This window comes from Ideonella flava (genome assembly GCF_051857595.1).
Taxonomy (GTDB): Bacteria; Pseudomonadota; Gammaproteobacteria; order Burkholderiales; family Burkholderiaceae_C; genus Ideonella.
This window is the reverse complement of the sequence record NZ_JBPZHD010000001.1, coordinates 250,488-269,481: the sequence shown is the minus strand read 5'-3', so window position 1 is coordinate 269,481 and position 18,994 is coordinate 250,488. Positions and strand designations below refer to the sequence as shown.

At 68.7% G+C, this 18,994-nt stretch carries 16 protein-coding genes; 10 read left to right on the top strand and 6 right to left on the bottom strand.

The window, feature by feature from the left end:
• Positions 1-9 precede the first annotated feature (9 nt).
• The 5 genes from ACS5PM_RS01275 to gabT all read right to left on the bottom strand — a co-directional run bounded on the left by ACS5PM_RS01275 (position 10) and on the right by gabT (position 5,701).
• A complete protein-coding gene (locus ACS5PM_RS01275) occupies positions 10-834 on the bottom strand; it encodes an ABC transporter permease (RefSeq protein WP_439384596.1) in 825 nt (274 codons plus the stop codon).
• A gap of 5 nt (positions 835-839) precedes the next feature.
• Positions 840-2,099 (bottom strand): ABC transporter permease, encoded by a 1,260-nt coding sequence (locus ACS5PM_RS01270; protein WP_439384594.1) that lies wholly within the window; start codon positions 2,097-2,099, stop codon positions 840-842.
• A gap of 19 nt (positions 2,100-2,118) precedes the next feature.
• The gene (locus ACS5PM_RS01265; RefSeq protein ID WP_439384592.1) at positions 2,119-3,150 is read right to left on the bottom strand and encodes an ABC transporter substrate-binding protein; all 1,032 of its coding nucleotides are present in this window, start codon (positions 3,148-3,150) and stop codon (positions 2,119-2,121) included.
• Between the two features lie 48 nt (positions 3,151-3,198).
• Positions 3,199-4,278, bottom strand: coding sequence for an ABC transporter ATP-binding protein (locus tag ACS5PM_RS01260; RefSeq protein WP_439384590.1), 1,080 nt, complete (start codon positions 4,276-4,278; stop codon positions 3,199-3,201).
• A 115-nt stretch (positions 4,279-4,393) separates the two neighbouring features.
• Positions 4,394-5,701 carry a 4-aminobutyrate--2-oxoglutarate transaminase gene (gene gabT, locus ACS5PM_RS01255; protein WP_439384588.1) on the bottom strand — a complete coding sequence of 436 codons (1,308 nt, stop codon included), beginning with the start codon at positions 5,699-5,701 and terminating at the stop codon, positions 4,394-4,396.
• A gap of 142 nt (positions 5,702-5,843) precedes the next feature.
• On the opposite strand from gabT, the gene ACS5PM_RS01250 reads away from it, so the two are divergent.
• Together ACS5PM_RS01250 and alaS are read left to right on the top strand one after the other, a co-directional pair.
• Complete coding sequence (locus ACS5PM_RS01250) at positions 5,844-7,232, top strand: aminotransferase-like domain-containing protein (RefSeq protein ID WP_439384586.1); 1,389 nt, start codon at positions 5,844-5,846, stop codon at positions 7,230-7,232.
• 47 nt (positions 7,233-7,279) lie between these two features.
• Positions 7,280-9,907 carry an alanine--tRNA ligase gene (alaS, locus tag ACS5PM_RS01245; protein WP_439384584.1) on the top strand — a complete coding sequence of 876 codons (2,628 nt, stop codon included), beginning with the start codon at positions 7,280-7,282 and terminating at the stop codon, positions 9,905-9,907.
• Positions 9,908-10,022: 115 nt separating this feature from the next.
• Here alaS and ACS5PM_RS01240 read toward each other — a convergent pair whose 3' ends face one another.
• Positions 10,023-12,185, bottom strand: a complete 2,163-nt coding sequence (locus tag ACS5PM_RS01240) for an alpha/beta hydrolase family protein (RefSeq protein WP_439384582.1) — start codon at positions 12,183-12,185, stop codon at positions 10,023-10,025.
• A 14-nt stretch (positions 12,186-12,199) separates the two neighbouring features.
• On the opposite strand from ACS5PM_RS01240, the gene ACS5PM_RS01235 reads away from it, so the two are divergent.
• The 8 genes from ACS5PM_RS01235 to dut all read left to right on the top strand — a co-directional run bounded on the left by ACS5PM_RS01235 (position 12,200) and on the right by dut (position 18,976).
• Positions 12,200-12,721: a DUF1993 domain-containing protein gene (locus tag ACS5PM_RS01235; protein WP_439384580.1), complete on the top strand. Its 522-nt coding sequence runs from the start codon at positions 12,200-12,202 to the stop codon at positions 12,719-12,721.
• On the top strand, positions 12,721-13,161 hold the full coding sequence (locus ACS5PM_RS01230; RefSeq protein ID WP_439384578.1) for a GNAT family acetyltransferase: 441 nt from the start codon (positions 12,721-12,723) through the stop codon (positions 13,159-13,161). Before ACS5PM_RS01235 ends, ACS5PM_RS01230 begins: the two co-directional genes overlap by 1 nt.
• Positions 13,162-13,213: 52 nt before the next feature.
• Positions 13,214-14,587 (top strand): TldD/PmbA family protein, encoded by a 1,374-nt coding sequence (locus ACS5PM_RS01225; protein WP_439384576.1) that lies wholly within the window; start codon positions 13,214-13,216, stop codon positions 14,585-14,587.
• Between the two features lie 2 nt (positions 14,588-14,589).
• Positions 14,590-15,885 carry a metallopeptidase TldD-related protein gene (locus ACS5PM_RS01220; protein WP_439384574.1) on the top strand — a complete coding sequence of 432 codons (1,296 nt, stop codon included), beginning with the start codon at positions 14,590-14,592 and terminating at the stop codon, positions 15,883-15,885.
• Positions 15,886-15,891: 6 nt separating this feature from the next.
• Positions 15,892-16,455, top strand: a complete 564-nt coding sequence (locus tag ACS5PM_RS01215; protein ID WP_439384572.1) for a GNAT family N-acetyltransferase — start codon at positions 15,892-15,894, stop codon at positions 16,453-16,455.
• Positions 16,456-16,521: 66 nt separating this feature from the next.
• The gene (locus ACS5PM_RS01210; protein ID WP_439384570.1) at positions 16,522-17,295 is read left to right on the top strand and encodes a UPF0149 family protein; all 774 of its coding nucleotides are present in this window, start codon (positions 16,522-16,524) and stop codon (positions 17,293-17,295) included.
• Between the two features lie 11 nt (positions 17,296-17,306).
• Entirely contained in the window at positions 17,307-18,527 is a 1,221-nt protein-coding gene (coaBC, locus tag ACS5PM_RS01205; protein ID WP_439384568.1) for a bifunctional phosphopantothenoylcysteine decarboxylase/phosphopantothenate--cysteine ligase CoaBC, read from the top strand.
• Positions 18,524-18,976 carry a dUTP diphosphatase gene (gene dut / locus ACS5PM_RS01200; RefSeq protein WP_439384566.1) on the top strand — a complete coding sequence of 151 codons (453 nt, stop codon included), beginning with the start codon at positions 18,524-18,526 and terminating at the stop codon, positions 18,974-18,976. The genes coaBC and dut overlap by 4 nt, the downstream gene beginning before the upstream one ends.
• Positions 18,977-18,994 lie beyond the last annotated feature (18 nt).

Sequence of the window (18,994 nt, the reverse complement as noted above, 5' to 3'; positions counted from 1 at the left end):
ACCCTTCGCTCAGCGCCGGCGGCCCCGGATCCACTCGAGCACGCCCATCAGGCAGGTCGTGAACAGGATCAGCAGAGTGGCCACGGCGGCGATGGTCGGGTTGATGTTCTCGCGGATGCCGGTGAACATCTGGCGCGGCAGAGTCACCTGCTGCGGACCGGCGATGAACAGGGTGACGACCACTTCGTCGAACGAGGTGGCGAAGGCGAACAGGGCGCCGGAGATGACACCCGGCGCGATCACCGGCAGCGTGACCCGGAAGAAGGTCTGCACCGGCCCGGCGCCCAGGCTCAGCGAGGCCCGCACCAGGTTGTGGTTGAAGTTCTGCAGCGTGGCCAGGACGGTGGTCACGACGAACGGCGCGCCCAGGGCGGCGTGCACCACGATCAGGCCGGTGTAGGTGTCGGCCAGCCCGATGCGCGCGAAGAACAGGTAGCACGCGACCCCGACCACGACGATGGGCACGACCATGGGCGCGATCAGCACGCTCATCAGCAGGCCCTTGCCGCGAAAGTCCGCCCGTGCCAGGCCGACGGCGGTGAGCGTGCCCAGCACGGTGGCGATGAACGTGGCGGCCGGCGCGACGATGAAGCTGTTCTTCGCGGCTCGCCCCCACTCGTCGGAGGTGAACAGGTTCTGATACCACTGCAGCGACCAGCCCGGCATCGGGTAGGCCAGGAACGAGCTGGACGAGAAGGACAAGGGGATGATGGCCAGGATGGGCGCCAGCAGGTAGACCAGCACGGCCAGGCAGAACAGGCGCAGCGCCCACCAGCCCAGCTTGTCCAGGCCGGTGGCATAGGCGGGGAATTGCGGCTTGAGAAACGAGGGCACGCTGTTCACCCCAGGCTGAGTTCGGACTTGACCACGCGCCGGTAGACCGCATAGAGCGCGAGCGTGGCGGCCAGCAGGATCGCGCCGAGGGCGCAGGCCATGCCCCAGTTGACGTCGACGTTGGTGTACTGGGCGATGTAGTAGCTGAGCATCTGGTCGTCGGCACCGCCCAGCAGGGCCGGGGTGACGTAGTAGCCGATCGACAGGATGAACACCAGCAGTCCGCCGGCACCGACGCCGGGCAGCGTCTGCGGCACGTACACGCGGAAGAAGGCTGCCAGCGGCGCGCTGCCGAGCGATACCGCCGCGCGCAGGTAGGTGGGCGGCACCGACTTCATCACGCTGTACAGCGGCAGGATCATGAAGGGCAGGAGGATGTGCGTCATCGAGATGATCACGCCGGTGCGGTTGAACAGCAGCGTGAGCGGCTCGCCGAGCACGCCGATGCCCATCAACGCGCTGTTGACCAGGCCCTCGCGCTGCAGCAGCACGATCCACGCGGCCACCCGCACCAGGATGGAAGTCCAGAACGGCACCAGCACCAGGATCATCAGCAGGTTGGCCTGGCGCGCCGTCAAGGTGGACAGCCACCAGGCCAGCGGGTAGCCCAGCAGCAGGCAGCACATCGTGACGATGGCGCTGATCTGGAAGGTGCGCAGCAGGATCCGCGTGAACACGCGTTGGTCGGGCGGCACCTGCTCGATGCCGCCTTCGGGCTGGCGCTTGAGGTCGACCGAGGTGAGCAGATAGTCCGGCGTCCAGCGCGAGGCGTTCTTGGCGATGGCCTGCCAGTACTTCAGCTCGGCCCAGCGGGCATCGAGCTCGAGCATGCGCGCACGCACCTGGTCGGCGGACAGGCCATCGCCCAAGGGCAGCGCGCGGTAGGTGGCCATGACCAGCGAACGTGCGCCCGCGACCTCGGTGTTCAGTCGGCGCGCCAGGGCGCCGGCCTCGGAGCCGTCGGACAGTTGGCCGAGGTCGTCGGCGACGGCAGCGAAGGCGGCGGCCGGCGGCTCGGTCCGCCTGTCCCAGCCGGCCAGGGCCACGGCGGTTCGCGGCAGGGTGCCGGCGACCTCGGGGTTCTCGACGGCGCGCACCAGCAGGGCGCCTATGGGCACCAGCAGCGTCACCAGCAGGAACACGAGCAGGGGCAGGGTCAGCGCGATGGCCGCCAGGTGCCGCCGCCGCTGGGCGCGGGCCAGCGAGCGGGCCAGCCCTTGCGGGCCGGTGGCGGGGGCGTCCACGGCGGAGGCGGCGGCGGTCATCGCGACAAGCCTGTCGTGCTTACTGCGCGGCCCAGGAGGCGAAGCGCTTCTCGAGCTCTTCGCCCTGGTCGGCCCAGAACTTCACGTTGAACTGCAGCGAGTCTTTCGAGTTGGCGGGCGAGGTCGGCAGCAGCGCCTGCACCTTGGGATCCAGCTTGGCCAGCGCCTTGTTGTTGGTCGGGCCGTAGGAGATGTTCCGGGCGTACTCGGCCTGCGCGTCGGCGGACGCGGCCAGGGTGATGTACTTCATCGACAGCTCCTTGTTCGGCGCGCCCTTGGGGATGACCCAGTAGTCGAGGTCGTAGATGCCGCCGGTCCAGGAGATCTTCAGATTCTTGCCTTCGCGCTGGGCGGCATCGATGCGGCCGTTGAAGGCCGTGGCCATGACGACGTCGCCGGCGACGAGGAACTGCGGCGGCTGCGCGCCGGCCTCCCACCACTGGATGTTCGGCTTCAGCTCGCTCAGCTTCTTGAACGCGCGGTCGGCGCCGTCCTTGGTGGCCAGCAGCTTGTAGACATCGGCGCTCTTGACGCCGTCGGCCATCAGCGCGAACTCGAGGTTGTAGCGGGCGCCCTTGCGCATTGCGCGCTTGCCGGGAAACTTCTTCACGTCCCAGAAGTCGGCCCAGGTGGCCGGGCCGGTCTTGAGCTTGTCGCCGTTGTAGGCCATGACGGTGGACCACACGAACGCACCGACCCCGCACTCGGTGACGGCGGCCGGCTGGAAGTCGGCCTTGTTGCCGACCTTGGCCCAGTCGATCTTCTCGAACAGGCCTTCGTCGCAGCCGCGGGCCACGTCCGGGCTCTCGACCTCGACCACGTCCCAGGTGATCTTCTTGGTCTCGACCATGGCCTTGATCTTGGCCTGCTCGCCGTTGTACTCGACGCTCACCACCTTGGTGCCGGTGGACTTCTCGAAGGGCTCCACATAAGCCTTCTTCTGCGCGGCGCCGTTGGCGCCACCGAAGTTCACGACGGTCAACTGGCTCTGCGCCAGGGCCGGCAGCGCCACCAACAGCGCCACGGCAGCCACCAGGGGGGTCTTGTTCATTCGAGGGTCTCCTTCGAGGGAGTGGTTGGGGAAAGACGAAACGGCCGCTCAGGCGTAGATGCGCAGGTACGGCGTCGGGAAGTGAAGCCAGACGGTCTGGCCCGCCACCGGCTGCTCGCCCCTGGACAGAGGCAGCTTCACCGTCGCCTGCGCCTGGCCGGCGACGGCGCAGCGCAGCCGCAGGTGATCGCCGAAGTAGATGACGTCGCTCACCGCGGCCTTGAGCGTATTGGCCTGGCTCTCGGGCGGCGTGAACAGTGCCTCGATGCGCTCGGGGCGCACCGAGGCGACCACCTGCGCGCCAGGGCGCGCGTGGTTCACGTTGATGCCGGACAGTCGCTCGCCGGTGGGCAGCACCAGCTCGCAGGCATCCCGGTCGGCGTGGGCAGTGGTGCCTTCGAGCAGCGTGCTATCGCCGACGAAACCGGCGACGAAGCGGTTGCCGGGCGTCTCGTACAGGCGCTCGACGGCATCGATCTGCTGGATCAGGCCGTCGTTGAAGACGGCGACGCGATCGCTCATCGTCAGGGCCTCGCCCTGGTCGTGCGTGACGTAGACGAAGGTCACGCCGAGCTGGCGATGCAACTCCTTCAGCTCGATCTGCATGTGCTCGCGAAGTTGCTTGTCGAGCGCGCCCAGGGGCTCGTCCATCAGCACCAGCTGCGGCTCGAACACGAGCGCACGCGCCAGCGCGACGCGTTGCTGCTGCCCGCCCGAGAGCTGGCCCGGATAGCGCTCGCCCTTGCCACCGAGCTGGACCATGTCCAGCGCCTTGGTCACCCGCTGCGCGAGGTCGGCCTTCGGCACCTTGCGCACGGTGAGTGGATAGGCGACGTTGTCGGCCACCGTCATGTGAGGGAACAGCGCGTAGTTCTGGAACACCATGCCGAAGTTGCGCTTGTGCGGTGGCGTGCGCGTGATCGGCTTGCCGTCCAGCAGGATTTCCCCGGCGGTGGGCGACTCGAAGCCGGCCAGCATCATCAAGGTGGTCGTCTTGCCCGAGCCGGAGGGGCCCAGCAGCGACAGGAACTCGCCGCGCTGGATGTCCAGGTCCAGTGCTCGGACGACCAGGCTGAGGCCGTCGTAGGTCTTCTGCACGCCGGTGAAGCGCACCAGGGGAGGGGTCATGCTGGCGGAACTCGAGGGTCGGGATCGGGAGGGCGCTGGCGCAGGATTCGCGGGCGGCAGGGGATACGCAATCCTCATGCCGCGCCGGCGGGTGGCGGCTTGACCCGCCGCAAACTCAAGTGGACGAGGCAGCGTCGAAGGCCTGGCCCAGGATCGCGAGACCCTCTTCGAGCTGTGCCTGCGGCACCGTCAGGGGGACGAGGATGCGCAGGACGTTGGCGTACGTGCCGCAGGAGAGCATCACCAGGCCACGCTTGAGTGCCTCGGCGCAGACGCGCTTGGTCAGGTCGGCATCCGGCTGGTGGTGGTCGCCGTTCCTGAAGAGCTCCACCGCCACCATGGCGCCGAGACCACGCACGTCGCCGATGGACTGGTGCTTCGCCGCGATGGCCTTCAGCCCGCTCATCAGCGTCTCGCCCACGGCCTTGGAACGATCGAGCAGCTTCTCTTCCTCGAACACGTCGAGCACCGCGAGTGCCGCGGCGCAGGCCAACGGGTTGCCCGCATAGGTGCCACCGAGGCCGCCCGGCAGCGGCTTGTCCATGATCTCGGCCTTGCCGATCACGGCCGAGAGCGGGAAGCCGCCCGCCATGGACTTGGCCATGGTGACGATGTCCGGTGCCACGCCCCACTGCTCGCAGGCCAGCCAGGTGCCGGTGCGGCCGGCGCCGGTCTGCACCTCGTCGGCGATCAGCACGATGCCGTGCTTGTCGCAAAGCGCGCGCAGGGCCTTGGCGAATTCGGGCGGCGCGATGTAGAAGCCGCCTTCGCCCTGCACCGGCTCCAGGATGATGGCTGCGACCCGCTCGGGCTCGACGTCGTACTTGAAGATGTGCTCGAGCGACCTCAGTGAATCGGCCACCGACACGCCGTGCAGCGGGTTGGGAAATTCGGCGTGGTAGATCTCGGCCGGGAAGGGCCCGAAGCCGGCCTTGTACGGCGCGACCTTGCCGGTCAGCGCCATGCCCAGCAAGGTGCGGCCGTGGAAGCCTCCGCCGAAGGCGATCACGGCCTGCCGCTTGGTCGCGGCGCGGGCGATCTTGACGGCGTTCTCCACGGCTTCCGCGCCGGTGGAAAGGAAGTAGGCCTTCTTGGCGAAGTCGCCCGGGGTCTTGGCGATCAGGCGCTCGGCCAGCTCGATGTAGGGCTCGTAGGCCAGCACCTGGAAGCAGGTGTGGTGCACCTTGTCGAGCTGGGCCTTCACGGCGGCGACGATCTTCGGATGGCGGTGGCCGGTGTTCAGCACCGCGATGCCGCCGCCGAAGTCGAGGTAGCGCTTGCCCTCCACGTCCCACACCTCGGCGTTCTCGGCGCGTTCGGCGACCACGTCGTAGGTCTGGCCGAGGCCGGAGGGCAGGGCGGCGCGACGGCGGGCCATCAAGGCGGCGTTGGTCTTGGCGGCGGCTTGGGGATCACGGTGCATGGCAGGCTCCTGGATTCGGGTGACGCCTCGGCAAGGCGCCAAGACTGCCACTCTAGGGCGGCCGGGGCAACGGCTACCATGTACAGCTGTTGTCACTTGTGCGCGCACTGTGCCGGGTGCGTGACCAGTACACCGACCTTCCATGCTGATCCTCGATGCCCAGGCCCCCGTTCCGCTCGTGACTCAGATCGTCCAGGGGCTGGGCCGGCAGATCGACGAGGGCGGCCTGCGCGAAGGCGCCAAGCTGCCGTCGATCCGCCAGTTTGCGCAGAGCCACCAGGTCAGCGTGTTCACCGTGGTCGAGGCCTACGACCGGCTGGTGGCCCAGGGCTTCCTGGTGTCGCGGCCGCACTCGGGCTTCTTCGTGCGCCGGCGCGCAGCCGCGGGGCCGGCGGAGGTCCCCCAGGTCGGCCCGCTGGGCTTCGACTCCGCCTGGTACATGCGCCGCATCTTCGAGAACCGCCACCTCGCGGTGAAGGCGGGCTGCGGCTGGCTACCCGGCGACTGGCTGTTCGAGGATGGCCTGCGCCGCGGGCTGCGCGCGCTGGCCGCCGATGACGCGGATCTCGGGGGCTACGGTGATCCCAAGGGCTACCCGCCGCTGCGACAGGCGATCTGCGAAGACCTGGCCGAGCAGCAGGTGCCCGTGCGGCCGGCCCAGCTGCTGCTGACCCAGGGCTCCAGCCAGGCGCTGGACCTGGCCGTGCGACGCCTGGTGCGCGCCGGCGATGCGGTGCTCGTCGACGACCCGGGCTACGCCAACCTGCTCTTCTCGCTGCGCTTCCAGGGCGCTCGCCTGATCGGCGTGCCGCGCACGCCCCAGGGCTACGACCTGGCCGCCCTGGAGGCACTGGTCGCCGAGCACCGGCCCAAGGTCTTCTTCACCCAGCCGCGGCTGCAGAGCCCGACCGGCTCGGTGGCGCCGCTCGGGCAATTGCACCGTGTCCTGCAGGTGGCCGAGAAGCACGACCTGACCATCGTCGAGAACGACATCTACCTCGAGCTCGATCCGCAGCCGCGCCCCAGCCTGGCCAGCCTCGACCAGCTGGCGCGCGTGCTCTACATCGGCAGCTACTCCAAGACCATCTCGCCCAACATCCGGGTCGGCTACGTGGCGGCCCATCCCGACCTGCTGGACGACCTGGCCCAGCTGAAGATGATCTCCGGCCTGACCTCGGCCGAGTTCGGCGAGCGCCTGGCGCTGTCGGCCCTGCAGGACGGCCGCCGGCGCAAGCACCTGAAGGGCCTGCGCGAGCGCCTGGCCGAGGCGCACCAGCAGGTCGGCGGCCGGCTGGCGGAACTGGGCTTCGAGCTGTTCGCCCGGCCCGGCGCCGGCATGTTCGTCTGGGCCCGCCACCCGGCGCTGCCCGACCCGCCCGCGCTGGCCAACCGCGCCGCCGAGCAAGACATCATGTTCGGCCCTGGCCACCTGTTCCGCGCGGGGCTGGAGCCCACCGAGTGGATGCGCTTCAACGTGGCGTTCTCGGGCGATGAGCGGCTGTACAGCTTCCTGCGTGCCGAACTGGGATAATTCCAGGTCCATCTCTTCCCAGCGCCAGCGCAGCGAGAAAGCCCCGGATGAAAGCCTCCGAGATCCGCCAGACCTTCCTGAAGTTCTTCGAATCCAAGGGCCACGCCATCGTCGCGTCGAGCCCGGTGGTGCCCGGCGACGACCCGACGCTGCTGTTCACCAACGCCGGGATGAACCAGTTCAAGGACGTCTTCCTCGGCTTCGACAAGCGGCCCTACAGCCGGGCCACCACCGCGCAGAAGTGCATCCGCGCCGGCGGCAAGCACAACGACCTCGACAACGTGGGCTACACCGCGCGCCACCACACGTTTTTCGAGATGCTGGGCAACTTCTCGTTCGGCGACTACTTCAAGCACGACGCCATCGTCTATGCCTGGGAGCTGCTGACCGGGCACTTCAAGCTGCCGCAGGACAAGCTCTGGGTCACCGTCTACCAGGAGGACGACGAGGCCTACGACATCTGGCACAAGGTGATCGGCGTGCCGGCCGAGCGCATCGTGCGCATCGGCGACAACAAGGGCGCCCGCTACGCCAGCGACAACTTCTGGATGATGGGCGACACGGGCCCGTGCGGCCCCTGCACCGAGATCTTCTACGACCACGGCCCGGAGATCCCCGGCGGCCCCCCGGGCAGCCCGGAGGAGGACGGCGACCGCTACATCGAGATCTGGAACAACGTCTTCATGCAGTTCAACCGCACCGAAGACGGCGTGATGCACAAGCTGCCCAAGCCCAGCGTCGACACCGGCATGGGCCTGGAGCGCGTGACCGCGGTGCTGCAGGGCGTGCATTCCAACTACGAGATCGATCTCTTCGTGGCGCTGCTGGCGGCGGCGAAGAAGGCGGTCGAGGCTGCCGGCGGCAGCCATGTCGATCCGGAGTCGCCGAGCCTGAAGGTGATCGCCGACCACATCCGCGCCTGCTCGTTCACCGTCGTCGACGGCGTCATCCCGGGCAACGCCGGCCGCGGCTACGTGCTGCGCCGCATCGCGCGCCGCGCGATCCGCCACGGCTACAAGCTGGGCGCTCGCAAGGCCTTCTTCCACGCCATCGTGCCGGCCCTGGTCGAGCAGATGGGCGATGCGTATCCCGAGCTGCGCCAGGGCGCGGCCCGCGTGACCGAGGTGCTCAAGCAGGAGGAGGAGCGCTTCTTCCAGACGATTGAGCGCGGCATGGAGATCCTGGAGACCGCGCTGGAGTCCAAGCCCGCGGTGCTGGACGGCGACACGGCGTTCAAGCTGCACGACACCTACGGCTTCCCGGTCGACCTGACGGCCGATGTCTGCCGGGAGCGCGGCATCAAGGTCGACGAGGCTCGCTTCCAGGAACTGCTCGAGAAGCAGAAGCAGAGCGGCCGCGAAGCGGGCAAGTTCAAGATGGCCCAGGGCCTGGACTACCAGGGCTCGCCGACCACCTTCCATGGTTACGACGAGCTGGTGCGCGAAGGCGCCCAGGTCACGGCGATCTATGTGGACGGCAGCCGGGTCGACATGGCCCGCGCCGGTGACGACGCGGTGATCGTGCTCGACCACACGCCCTTCTATGCCGAAAGCGGCGGGCAGGTGGGCGATGCGGGCGAGCTGCGCAACGCGACCACGCGCGTCGTCGTCGACGACACGCTGAAGATCCAGGCCGATGTCTTCGGCCACCACGGCACCGTCGTCGAGGGCGAGGTCAAGGTCGGCGATGTCTTCACCGCCCGGGTCGACGCCGAACGCCGGACGAAGACGGTGCGCAACCATAGCGCGACCCACCTGATGCACAAGGCGCTGCGCGAGGTGCTGGGTGGCCACGTGCAGCAGAAGGGCTCGCTGGTCAACGCCGAGCGCACGCGCTTCGACTTCGCCCACACCGGCCCGTTGACCGACGAGCAGATCGCCAAGGTCGAGGCCATCGTCAACGCCGAGATCCTGGCCAATGCCGCGGCCCAGGCCGAGGTGATGGCACTGGACGATGCGCAGAAGAGCGGCGCGATGATGCTGTTCGGCGAGAAGTACGGCGAGCGCGTCCGCGTGCTGTCCATCGGCTCCAGCAAGGAGCTTTGCGGTGGCACCCACGTCGGCCGCACCGGCGACATCGGCCTGTTCAAGATCGTGGCCGAAGGCGGCGTCGCGGCCGGGATCCGGCGCGTCGAGGCGGTGACCGGCGAGAACGCGCTGGCCTACCTGCGCAGCCTGGAGAACACGGTGAACGGCCTGGCCGGTTCGCTGAAGGTTTCGCCGAACGAGGTCCCGGCGCGCGTCGCCAGTGTGCTGGACCACGTCCGCGCCCTGGAGAAGGAAGTCGCCGCCTTGAAGGGCAAGCTGGCCTCGGCGCAGGGCGACGAGCTGTTGTCGCAGGCGGTCGACGTCAAGGGCATCAAGGTCCTGGCCGCCACGCTGCAGGGCGCCGACGCCAAGGCCCTGCGCGAAACCATGGACAAGCTCAAGGACAAGCTCAAGACGGCCGCCATCGTGCTCGCGGCCGTGGACGGCGGCAAGGTGCAGCTCGCGGCGGGCGTCACGGCCGACTCCATCGCCAAGGTCAAGGCCGGCGAGCTGGTGAACTTCGTGGCCCAGCAGGTCGGCGGCAAGGGCGGCGGCAAGCCGGACCTGGCCATGGCCGGTGGCACCGACCCGACCCGGCTCGGCGCGGCGCTCGCCAGCGTCGCGACCTGGGTTTCCGACAGGGCCTGACCCCACCGGGCGGGCCGAGCGCCGCCCGATTCGACAAGCGGCGCGTGCGGACCGGCTCGAGCCGGTCCGCTGCGCAAGCCGCCTGGTGGGGCGGCGGCGCGAGGGACGCCGGGCCCTACTTCAGGTTCTTGTCGAGGAACTTCTCGGCACGGGTCCAGAAGTCGATCTGGTTGGCATCGAGGTGCCAGCCGTGGGCCTCTTCGTCATAGACCACCGACTCCACATGGGAGTTGTGTCCCTTCAAGGCGTCGAGCATCTTGGTGTAGTGCTCGATGGGCACGCGCTTGTCCTGACGGCCCGCTGCCATGAGGAGAGGCTGAGTGATCCTGGCGTGCTGCTTGAGCGGCGAAGTCGCCGCCAGTTGCGCAGCATCCTTCTCGCGGTCTCCAATGCGCAATGGCATTCCGTATGTGCGGTAGTCGCTGGAGGTGTCGCTCCAATGGCTCGTGTACATGAGGTCGATGTCTGTCACGCCGAAGGACTCCAGGCCGCATCGGTACAGCTCCGGGTAGCGAACCAGGCCCATGAGCGTGGCGTATCCGCCGTAGCTGGAGCCTGCGATGCAGATCCGCTTCGGATCGGCGATGCCCTTTTCGATCGCCCACCGGGTCGCGTCCGCCACGTCGTCCTGCATGGCCAGGCCCCATTGCTTCCAGCTGGCGAAGTACAGCTTGGAGCCATAGCCCTTGCTTCCCCTGAACTCGGGTTCGATCACCGCGTAACCGCGCGAGGCGAGGAACTGCGAATCCGCATCCCATTTCCACTCGCCGCCTCGCACCCATGGGCCACCATGCACCAGCACCACCGTCGGCGCCGGCCCCTTGACGCCGTTGGGCCGGGTGACGTGGACCGGGAACTCGATGCCGTCACGCGCCTTGATGCGTTCGAATGCTCGTTCGGCCATTTCCTCGGGCTTGATCCACGGCCGGGCGGAGGCCACCTGCTCGAACTTGCCAGGACCGACGTGGTAGACCAAGTACATCGCCGGGACGCGGTCGGAATAGGCGGTGACGAGCACCCGTGAAGGATCGGTGCAGGCGCCGCAGTCGATCTGGTTGTTGGTGTTCGGTAGCGCCTTGTCCACCTGCTCCTGGATGGCCTTCAGCTTGGGATCGAACCAGGCGGTGCCCCACGCATCGGTCAGGTAGTTCACGCCCACGACGTGCCCGTTCGGCGCCTGGACAAGACTGCCCTGGAAGTCGTATCCCGGCGCAGACACCAGCGGCTCGGGCTTGGCGTCGGCCTGGCGCAGGTCGAGGGTGGCGAGCACGGTCGTGCCGGCGGCATTGCCCCCGCTGGTGACGATGAACAGCCGGTCCCGGTCGTCCATCCCCAGGACGTCGAGGATGCTGTCCCGTCCCGTGACCTTGTCATAGCGGGGCATTTCTCGAAGCAGCGTCCAATGGTCCGAGGTGGCGTCGGAGCGCCAGTAGATGCGCTGGAGGTCCTTCTCGTAGGTGAATGCGACGCGTGGATTGCCGCGCGCATCGGTGACCCACTCCTTCGCGTGGCCGGCCAAGTCCCCGCGACCCAACACCTCCACGCGGCCGGTGTCGCTGTTCACGCGCAGCAGTTGCGTGCTGACGAGCGTGTGCTCGGTGGTGTCGAAGCTGCCCTCCTCGACCATCACGTTGAGACTGCCGTCGAGCAGCGTCGAATGGAACCAGTGGTCCGGATCCAGGGTGTTGTCCCGAGGCCGCACTCTGGCGCCCTGTCCGGAGACGTCGACAGCACCGGCGCCCCAATCGCGCCGGATGACGATCTTCGGGTTCTCGTCGCCCGCCCGGCTGACCGAGAACAGGCCGCGTCCGTACTGGTTGAAGTAGGTCGATGACTGATCGCCAAGCTCGAAGACGATGCGATCGTCGTTGACCCAGTGGATTCGCATCACATCGGCGTCGTTGTACGAGGCCAGGACCTTGGCTTCGCGCTTCTCGCCCAGGTCGATCACCACCAGCATCTGGTGATGTGTCTTGTCGTTCTGGCGCGTCGCCGCGATGTAGCGGCCGGACGGTGAGAGCTCCAGATCGTTGAGTTGCGGGTTCTTGAAGAAGTCCGCCACCGGCGGAGCCGCCGCCTGGCACGACGCGACGAAGGACAGCACGGCGCAGCCGGCCGCAAAGCGAGCCTTGATCAATCCAACCTCCCTGTAGTTCATGGATGCGAGCGTGGGATTGTCGATCGCCCGCGCCCAGGCGCGCCGCGCCGAAGGTTGATCCGGTCGGACCGGCGTGAACATTTTGTGGTGCTTATGATGGCAATCCTTCACGAAAGCCACCTCGAGGATTCCCCATGCCGATCACGCTGTCGTCCGCCAGCCTGCCCATCTTCAAGACCACCCTGGCCAACCTCGACCACTGCCTGGCCAAGGCGCAGGCCCATGCGGCGGCGCGCAAGTTCGATCCGAACGTCCTGGTCGGCGTGCGGCTCGCGCCGGACATGCTGCCTTTCGTCGCCCAGATCCGGATAGCGTGCGACGCCGCCAAGCTGGCGATCGCGCGCATCGGTGGCCTGCAGGCGCCGAAGTTCGACGACACCGAGACCACCTTCGAAGAGCTGCGAGAGCGCATCGCGAAGACCCAGGCGTGGCTGGCCACCGTGCCGGACGGCGCCCTCGACGGGCGCGAGGAGGTCGACATCACGTTCCCCGTCGGCCGGGACAAGACGCGCACGATGAAGGGCGAGGCCTACCTCAAGCACTGGGCGCTGCCGAACTTCTTCTTCCACGTCACCACCGCCTATGCGCTGCTGCGCCACAACGGCGTCGAGCTGGGCAAGTCCGACTACCTGGTCGGCGCTCAGGCGGCCAGCTGATGCGGGGGCAAAGTGGCCGGATCCGGCCCTTCGAGCCTGCCGACGAGACCCAGGCCATCGCCCTTTGGCAACGCTGCGGGCTCACTCGCCCATGGAACGATCCTGCCAAGGACATCCGGCGCAAGCTCGCCGAGCAGCCTGAGCTGTTCGGTGTCCTCGCAGGCGAAGACGGGCAGGTCGTAGGCACGGTGATGGCGGGCTACGAAGGTCATCGCGGCTGGATCAACTACCTCGCCGTGGACCCGGCCTGCCAGGGCCAGGGCCTGGGACGCCAGCTCATGGACTGGGCCGAGGCGCGCCTGCGAGAGCGCGGCTGCCCCAAGATCAACTTGCAGGTGCGACGCGGCAATGAGCCCGTCCTCGCCTTCTATGCGGCGCTGGGATACGCCGACGACAGCGTCGTGAGCCTGGGCAAGCGGCTCGAACACGACGACCGGTAGCTTTCCACCCCGACGGCAACGACAGGCGCCGATGGGCGCCAGGGAGCACGAAATGACCCTCAGCGCCCCGGCCCTCCTGGCCGGCCTGCAGTACAGCGAAATGCGCCGCCACGAGCTGCGCAAGTCGCGCATCGTGATGATCGACGGCAGCCTGACGCAGAACAGCCGCAGCAGCGAGGCCGGCACGAGCGCCCGGGTCTACCGCGACGGCTACTGGGGCTTCGCATCGGTGCCCGGCCAGGACGCTGGCGCGGCGGAGCGGGTCTCGCGCCAGGCCGGCGCCAATGCCGGCGCCATGGGGCGTTTCGGGGTCCGCTCTTCGGTCTCCATGCCCGAGGGCGGATACCGCGGCGAGCATGTGTACCAAGGACGCAGCGTCCTCTCGCCGGGCGAGATCCAGGAGCGACTGGCCGAGCTGAACGCGTGGTGCCGGCAACGCTACCCTTCGCTCAAGTCGATCCGGGTCATCGTGGGCGACGAATACCACAGCAAGCGGCTGGCCACCAGCACCGGCGGCCAGTCGCTGGCCAGCATCCAGCGGGCCGCCTGTCAGGTGGTGTTCGTCGCGGAGGGTGCCAACGGGGCGCCGGTGGAGCTGGCCGAGCAGGTCTCCGGCAAGGGCAGCCTGGCCGACATCGACTGGTCGGTGCAGGCGCTGGCGCCCCAGCTCGACGAACTGCATCAGCACTTGCGAGCCAAGTGCGAGGCCGTGCCCGCGCGCGGCGGCCGCCAGACGGTGGTGCTGGCGCCTGCGCTGGCGGGCATGCTGGCGCACGAGGCGATGGGCCATCCCTGCGAGGCCGACATCGTGCTGGGTGGAGCGGTCACCGGCAGTCTGCTGGGGCAGCGCGTGGCCAGCGAGCTGGTCAGCATGGTGGACTTCGCCCACCACTACCAGGGCCAGGAGGTGATGATCCCGGTCTATGCCGATGACGAAGGCATGCCGGCACGCGATGCGGTGCTGATCCGCGACGGCATCCTCACCGAGTTCATGAACAGCCGCGAGACGGCGGCTCGCCTGGGCCATTCACCCACCGGCAGCGCTCGTGCCTACGCGCCGGCCGACGAGCCGCTCATCCGCATGCGCAACACGGCCATCCTGCCCGGCCGCTCGACGCTGGACGAGCTGATCGCGGGGGTGGAAGACGGCTACCTCCTGATGAAGACGGGCAACGGCCAGGCGGACTCGACCACCGAGTTCATGTTCGGCATCACCCTGGGCTACGAGATCCGCCACGGCAAGCTCGGGCGCGCCATCCGCGACACGACCGTCTCGGGCTCGGCGATCAAGGTGCTGCAGTCGGTGGATGCGGTATCGAACGACATGTACTGGAGCTGCAGCGGCTACTGCGGCAAGAAGCAGCCCATGGTCGTGTCCATGGGCGGCCCGGCCTTGCGCGCCCAGGCCCACATGGGGGGAGAGTGAACATGCCCGAGAGCGATTTCGACGCCGCCCTGCGCGACCAGGCCGAGCGGGTGCTGGGCTGGCTGCGTGACCAGGGCTTCGACCAGGCCCAGGTCAATGCCGGCATGCATCGCCAGTGCGAGCTGAACGTGGCCCACGACGAGGCCAGCCTCATGCGCAGCACCGAGCAGAGCCGCCTTTCCCTGCTGGGGGTGCTCGACGGGCGCCGCGCGAGTGCCGAACTCGGCACGTTCGACGGCGAGACCGTGCGCCGCGCCGTGGCGGAGCTGTTCGATGCCGCGCGTGCTGCCCCGCAGGACGCCGCCAATGTCGTGTCGGCTGGCCAGCGCGCCCGCATCGTCCAGGGTCCGCTGGAGCCGGACCCGGCCGGCCTGGCCGACACCATGGCCGGGCTGCTGGAGTTCCGCGCCCGCGAGACGCCCCGTTTCTCGATCGAGGAGGGCGTGTCGGCCCACCACCTGTCCGAATCCTGCACCCTCACCACCGGCGGCAGCGATCTGGCCTGGCGGGCCGGTTGGGTTTCGCTCAGCGCGTTCGGCACCGCGCGGGACGGGGGGCGCGCCAGCTCGTTCAATGTGGCTGGGGGAGACGCGCATTCGCTCAAGGGCGTGCCGGCCGAGGCCTGCTTCGGCATTGGCGAGATGATGCGCGACACCTCGCAGCAGATCGAGACGCAGCCGCTGGGCGCCAAGTTCGTGGGGGAGGTCATCCTGACCCCGCCGGCCGTGGGCGACCTGCTGGACTGGCTGCTCGGCCAGCTGGGCGACGCCCAGCTCATCGCCGGCAGCTCGCTCTACCGGGAATGCGTGGGCGAGACGATCGCCGCGCCGGCTCTGGGTGTGCGCAGCCGCTTCCAGGCTCCAGGGGTGGTGCCGGTGTCTCCCGACGCCTGCCAGGCGGCGCCGGTCGAGCTGGTGCGTGAGGGCCGATTGCTGACGCTGCTGCCCAGCCTCTACGGCAGCCGCAAGACGGGCTTGCCGCACGTGCCCAGTGTCTACGGCTGGGAGATGGCTGCGGGCGGCGAGTCGCGCTCGCGGCTGGTCGAGCAAGTCTCCAAAGGGGCGATCGTCGGCCGGCTGTCGATGGGCGTTCCGGCGGCCAACGGCGACTTCTCTGGCGTGATCAAGAACAGCTTCCGGATCGAGGGAGGCACCCCCGGCGCTGCCCTTTCGGAGGTGATGATCAGCGGCAACATGGCGCGCATGCTCAAGGACCTGCTGGGCGTGAGCCGCGAGCGCCTGGACACGGGCGCCACCGTGCTGCCCTGGCTTCGCATCGGTGGCCTGCATTTTTCTTGACCCACCATGAGCGACACCCCGTGGATCCTTCGGCGCGCGCGTCCGGCGGACGCCGACGGCTTTGTGAGGATGATGCAGGAGCCGGCGGTCTACTCGCAGTTGCTGCAGCTGCCCTTTCCCGATGCCGAGATGTGGCGCGCCCGCCTGGCCGCCCAGCAAGTCACTGGCCACAACCCGGAGCTGCACCTGGTGGCGGAAGTGCAAGGCGAGATCGTCGCGAGCGCCGGCCTGCACCCCACCGGCCCGCACCTTCGGCGGCGGCACGTGATGAGCCTGGGCATGTCGGTCTCGGTGCCATGGCAGGGCCGGGGCCTCGGGACGGCTCTGATGCAGGCCCTGATGGACTACGCCGACAACTGGCTGGGCGTTCTGCGCGTCGAGCTGGGTGTGTATGCGGACAACCTCAGGGCCCAGGCGCTGTACCGGAAGTTCGGCTTCGAGCTCGAAGGCCGGCAGCGCGCCTATGCGCTGCGCGACGGGCAGTTCGTCGACTCGCTCCTGATGGCCAGGCTGCACCCCGAGCCGCCGCGCTGGACGGCGTCCACCGAAGGCGAACCGCCCCGTGCCTGAGCGAAGGGTGCGCGCCGGCATGCGACACTTGCCGGCTGCATTGGAAGTGAGAACGAGGAGGGCGGCATGACCGAACCCCGCATGAGCAGCGAGCAAGAGATCGAGGCCCTGGAGGGCCTGTGCCAGCGCATGGCGGGCTTCGACGACCGGGTGTCGCTGGAATGGCTGGACGGCTACATGTCGGCCCTGCTGGCCGGGCCCCGGCGCATCGAGCACGAAGAATGGCTGCCGGTCTTCGCCGAGGGCGTGTTCGAGCGAACTTTCGCCGACCCGGCTGACGCGGGCGCCGCACGCGAGGTCATCGAAGCGCGCTGGGGCGTGCTGGCCGACCAGCTCGATCCCGAACTGATCCTGGACGACCCGGATGTGTTGCGCCTCGCGCCGCTGATGATCGAGCTCACGGACGAGGACAAGCAACGCCTGATCGACGAAGGTCACGTCAAGCCGGAGGAAGTGGCGCTGCTCGAGCAGACCGGCGAGGTCTGGGCGATGGGCTTCCTCGACGCGATGAACGACTTCCCCAAGGACTGGCCCGAGCCCGACATGGAGACCGAGGAAGGCCAGCTCTACGACGAGACCATCATCCGGATCGCTTCGTTGACGATGGATGAGGACGACCTGAAGGAGGTCTTCGAGGACCTGTACGAAGGCGAGCAGCTCAGCCGGGACGAGCTGATCCAGGAGGCGCTCTACGCGGCGCAGGACCTGCGCCTGTACTGGCTCGACCATGCGCCCAAGCCGCCCCCGCGCCGGGTGGAGGCCCTGCCGGGCCGCAACGACCCATGCCCCTGCGGCAGCGGCAAGAAGTTCAAGAAGTGCCACGGCGCGCAGATGCAGTGACGGGCCCGACGATGGCCACGAACTCGACTGATCTGGCCGGCCGGCACCTGGTGCTGGGCCTGTCCGGAGGCATCGCCTGCTACAAGTCCGCCGAGCTGGTCCGCCAGCTGATCCAGGCGGGTGCGACGGTGCAGGTGGTGATGACCGAAGGCGCCGAGGCCTTCATCACGCCGATCACCTTGCAGGCCCTGTCGGGCCGGCCGGTCTACACCAGCCAGTGGGATGCGCGAGAGCCCAATAACATGCCGCACATCAACCTCTCGCGCGAGGCCGATGCGGTGCTGGTGGCGCCGGCGAGTGCGGATTTCATGGCCCGGCTGGCGCAGGGGCGGGCGGACGAGTTGCTTTCCCTGCTGTGCCTGGCGCGGCCGATCGAGCGCTGCCCGCTGCTGCTGGCACCGGCGATGAACCGCGAGATGTGGGCCCATCCGGCCACGCAGCGGAATGCGGCGCAGCTGCGCGCCGATGGCGCCACGCTGCTCGGCCCGGACGCGGGCGACCAGGCCTGTGGCGAGGTCGGGGATGGCCGCATGCTCGAGCCCGAGGACCTGGTCGAGGAGCTGACGGCCTTCTTCCAGCCGAAGGTCCTGGCCGGCCGGTCGGTCCTGATCACCGCCGGGCCGACATACGAGGCGATCGACCCGGTTCGCGGCATCACCAACCGATCGAGCGGAAAGATGGGCTTCGCCCTGGCTCGCGCCGCGCGCGAGGCGGGCGCGCGCGTGACGCTGGTGGCCGGGCCGGTGGCGCTTGCGACGCCTCGCGGGGTGGCGCGCGTGGACGTGCACAGTGCCCGGCAGATGCATGAGGCCGTGCTTCCGCTGGCGGCTTCGCAGGACGTGTTCATCGCCACGGCGGCAGTGGCCGACTGGCGGCCGGCGGAGGTCCAGGAGCACAAGATCAAGAAGGACGGCAGCGGGCAGGCGCCGAGCATCGCGATGGCCGAGAACCCGGACATCCTCGCCGCCGTGGCGCGTCTGCCGCGGCCGCCGTACTGCGTCGGTTTTGCGGCCGAAAGCCGCGAGCTGCTCGCCCATGCCCAGGCCAAGCGCGAGCGAAAGGGCATCCCGCTCATCGTCGGCAACCTGGGCCCGGCCACCTTCGGCCGGGACGACAACACGCTGCTGCTGGTCGATGAACATGGCCATCGAGAGATCCCGACCGGCGGCAAGCAGGCGCTTGCGCGCGAGCTCGTGCGAGAGATCGCCCACCGATTGAAGAACCCCACGTGAACACGACGATCGACATCAAGGTGCTGGACGAACGCGTAGCCGGCCACCTGCCCGCCTATGCGACCCCCGGCAGCGCCGGCCTGGACTTGCGTGCCTGCCTGGGCGAGGCGGTCGAGCTGGCCGCGGGCCAGACGACGCTGATCCCGACCGGGCTGGCCATCCACATCGAGGATCCGGGCCTGGCAGCGATGATCCTTCCCCGCTCCGGCCTCGGCCACAAGCACGGCATCGTGCTGGGCAACCTGGTCGGCCTGATCGATTCGGACTACCAGGGGCAACTGATGGTCAGCTGCTGGAACCGGGGCCAGACGGCCTTCACGATCCAGCCGATGGAGCGCATCGCCCAAATGGTGATCGTGCCTGTCGTGCAGGCCACCTTCAGGCGTGTCGAGACCTTCGAGCAAAGCGACCGCGGCGAAGGCGGCTTCGGATCCAGCGGCAGGACCTGACGCCACCCTGTGCGCGGC

Excerpts from the sequence above, each read along its gene's own strand:
- ACS5PM_RS01270 (WP_439384594.1), bottom strand. The coding sequence starts at position 2,099 with ATGACCGCCGCCGCCTCCGCCGTGGACGCCCCCGCCACCGGCCCGCAA.
- ACS5PM_RS01265 (WP_439384592.1), bottom strand. The coding sequence starts at position 3,150 with ATGAACAAGACCCCCCTGGTGGCTGCCGTGGCGCTGTTGGTGGCGCTG.
- ACS5PM_RS01260 (WP_439384590.1), bottom strand. The coding sequence starts at position 4,278 with ATGACCCCTCCCCTGGTGCGCTTCACCGGCGTGCAGAAGACCTACGAC.
- gabT (WP_439384588.1), bottom strand. The coding sequence starts at position 5,701 with ATGCACCGTGATCCCCAAGCCGCCGCCAAGACCAACGCCGCCTTGATG.
- ACS5PM_RS01250 (WP_439384586.1), top strand. The coding sequence starts at position 5,844 with ATGCTGATCCTCGATGCCCAGGCCCCCGTTCCGCTCGTGACTCAGATC.
- alaS (WP_439384584.1), top strand. The coding sequence starts at position 7,280 with ATGAAAGCCTCCGAGATCCGCCAGACCTTCCTGAAGTTCTTCGAATCC.
- ACS5PM_RS01235 (WP_439384580.1), top strand. The coding sequence starts at position 12,200 with ATGCCGATCACGCTGTCGTCCGCCAGCCTGCCCATCTTCAAGACCACC.
- ACS5PM_RS01230 (WP_439384578.1), top strand. The coding sequence starts at position 12,721 with ATGCGGGGGCAAAGTGGCCGGATCCGGCCCTTCGAGCCTGCCGACGAG.
- ACS5PM_RS01225 (WP_439384576.1), top strand. The coding sequence starts at position 13,214 with ATGACCCTCAGCGCCCCGGCCCTCCTGGCCGGCCTGCAGTACAGCGAA.
- ACS5PM_RS01220 (WP_439384574.1), top strand. The coding sequence starts at position 14,590 with ATGCCCGAGAGCGATTTCGACGCCGCCCTGCGCGACCAGGCCGAGCGG.
- ACS5PM_RS01215 (WP_439384572.1), top strand. The coding sequence starts at position 15,892 with ATGAGCGACACCCCGTGGATCCTTCGGCGCGCGCGTCCGGCGGACGCC.
- ACS5PM_RS01210 (WP_439384570.1), top strand. The coding sequence starts at position 16,522 with ATGACCGAACCCCGCATGAGCAGCGAGCAAGAGATCGAGGCCCTGGAG.
- coaBC (WP_439384568.1), top strand. The coding sequence starts at position 17,307 with ATGGCCACGAACTCGACTGATCTGGCCGGCCGGCACCTGGTGCTGGGC.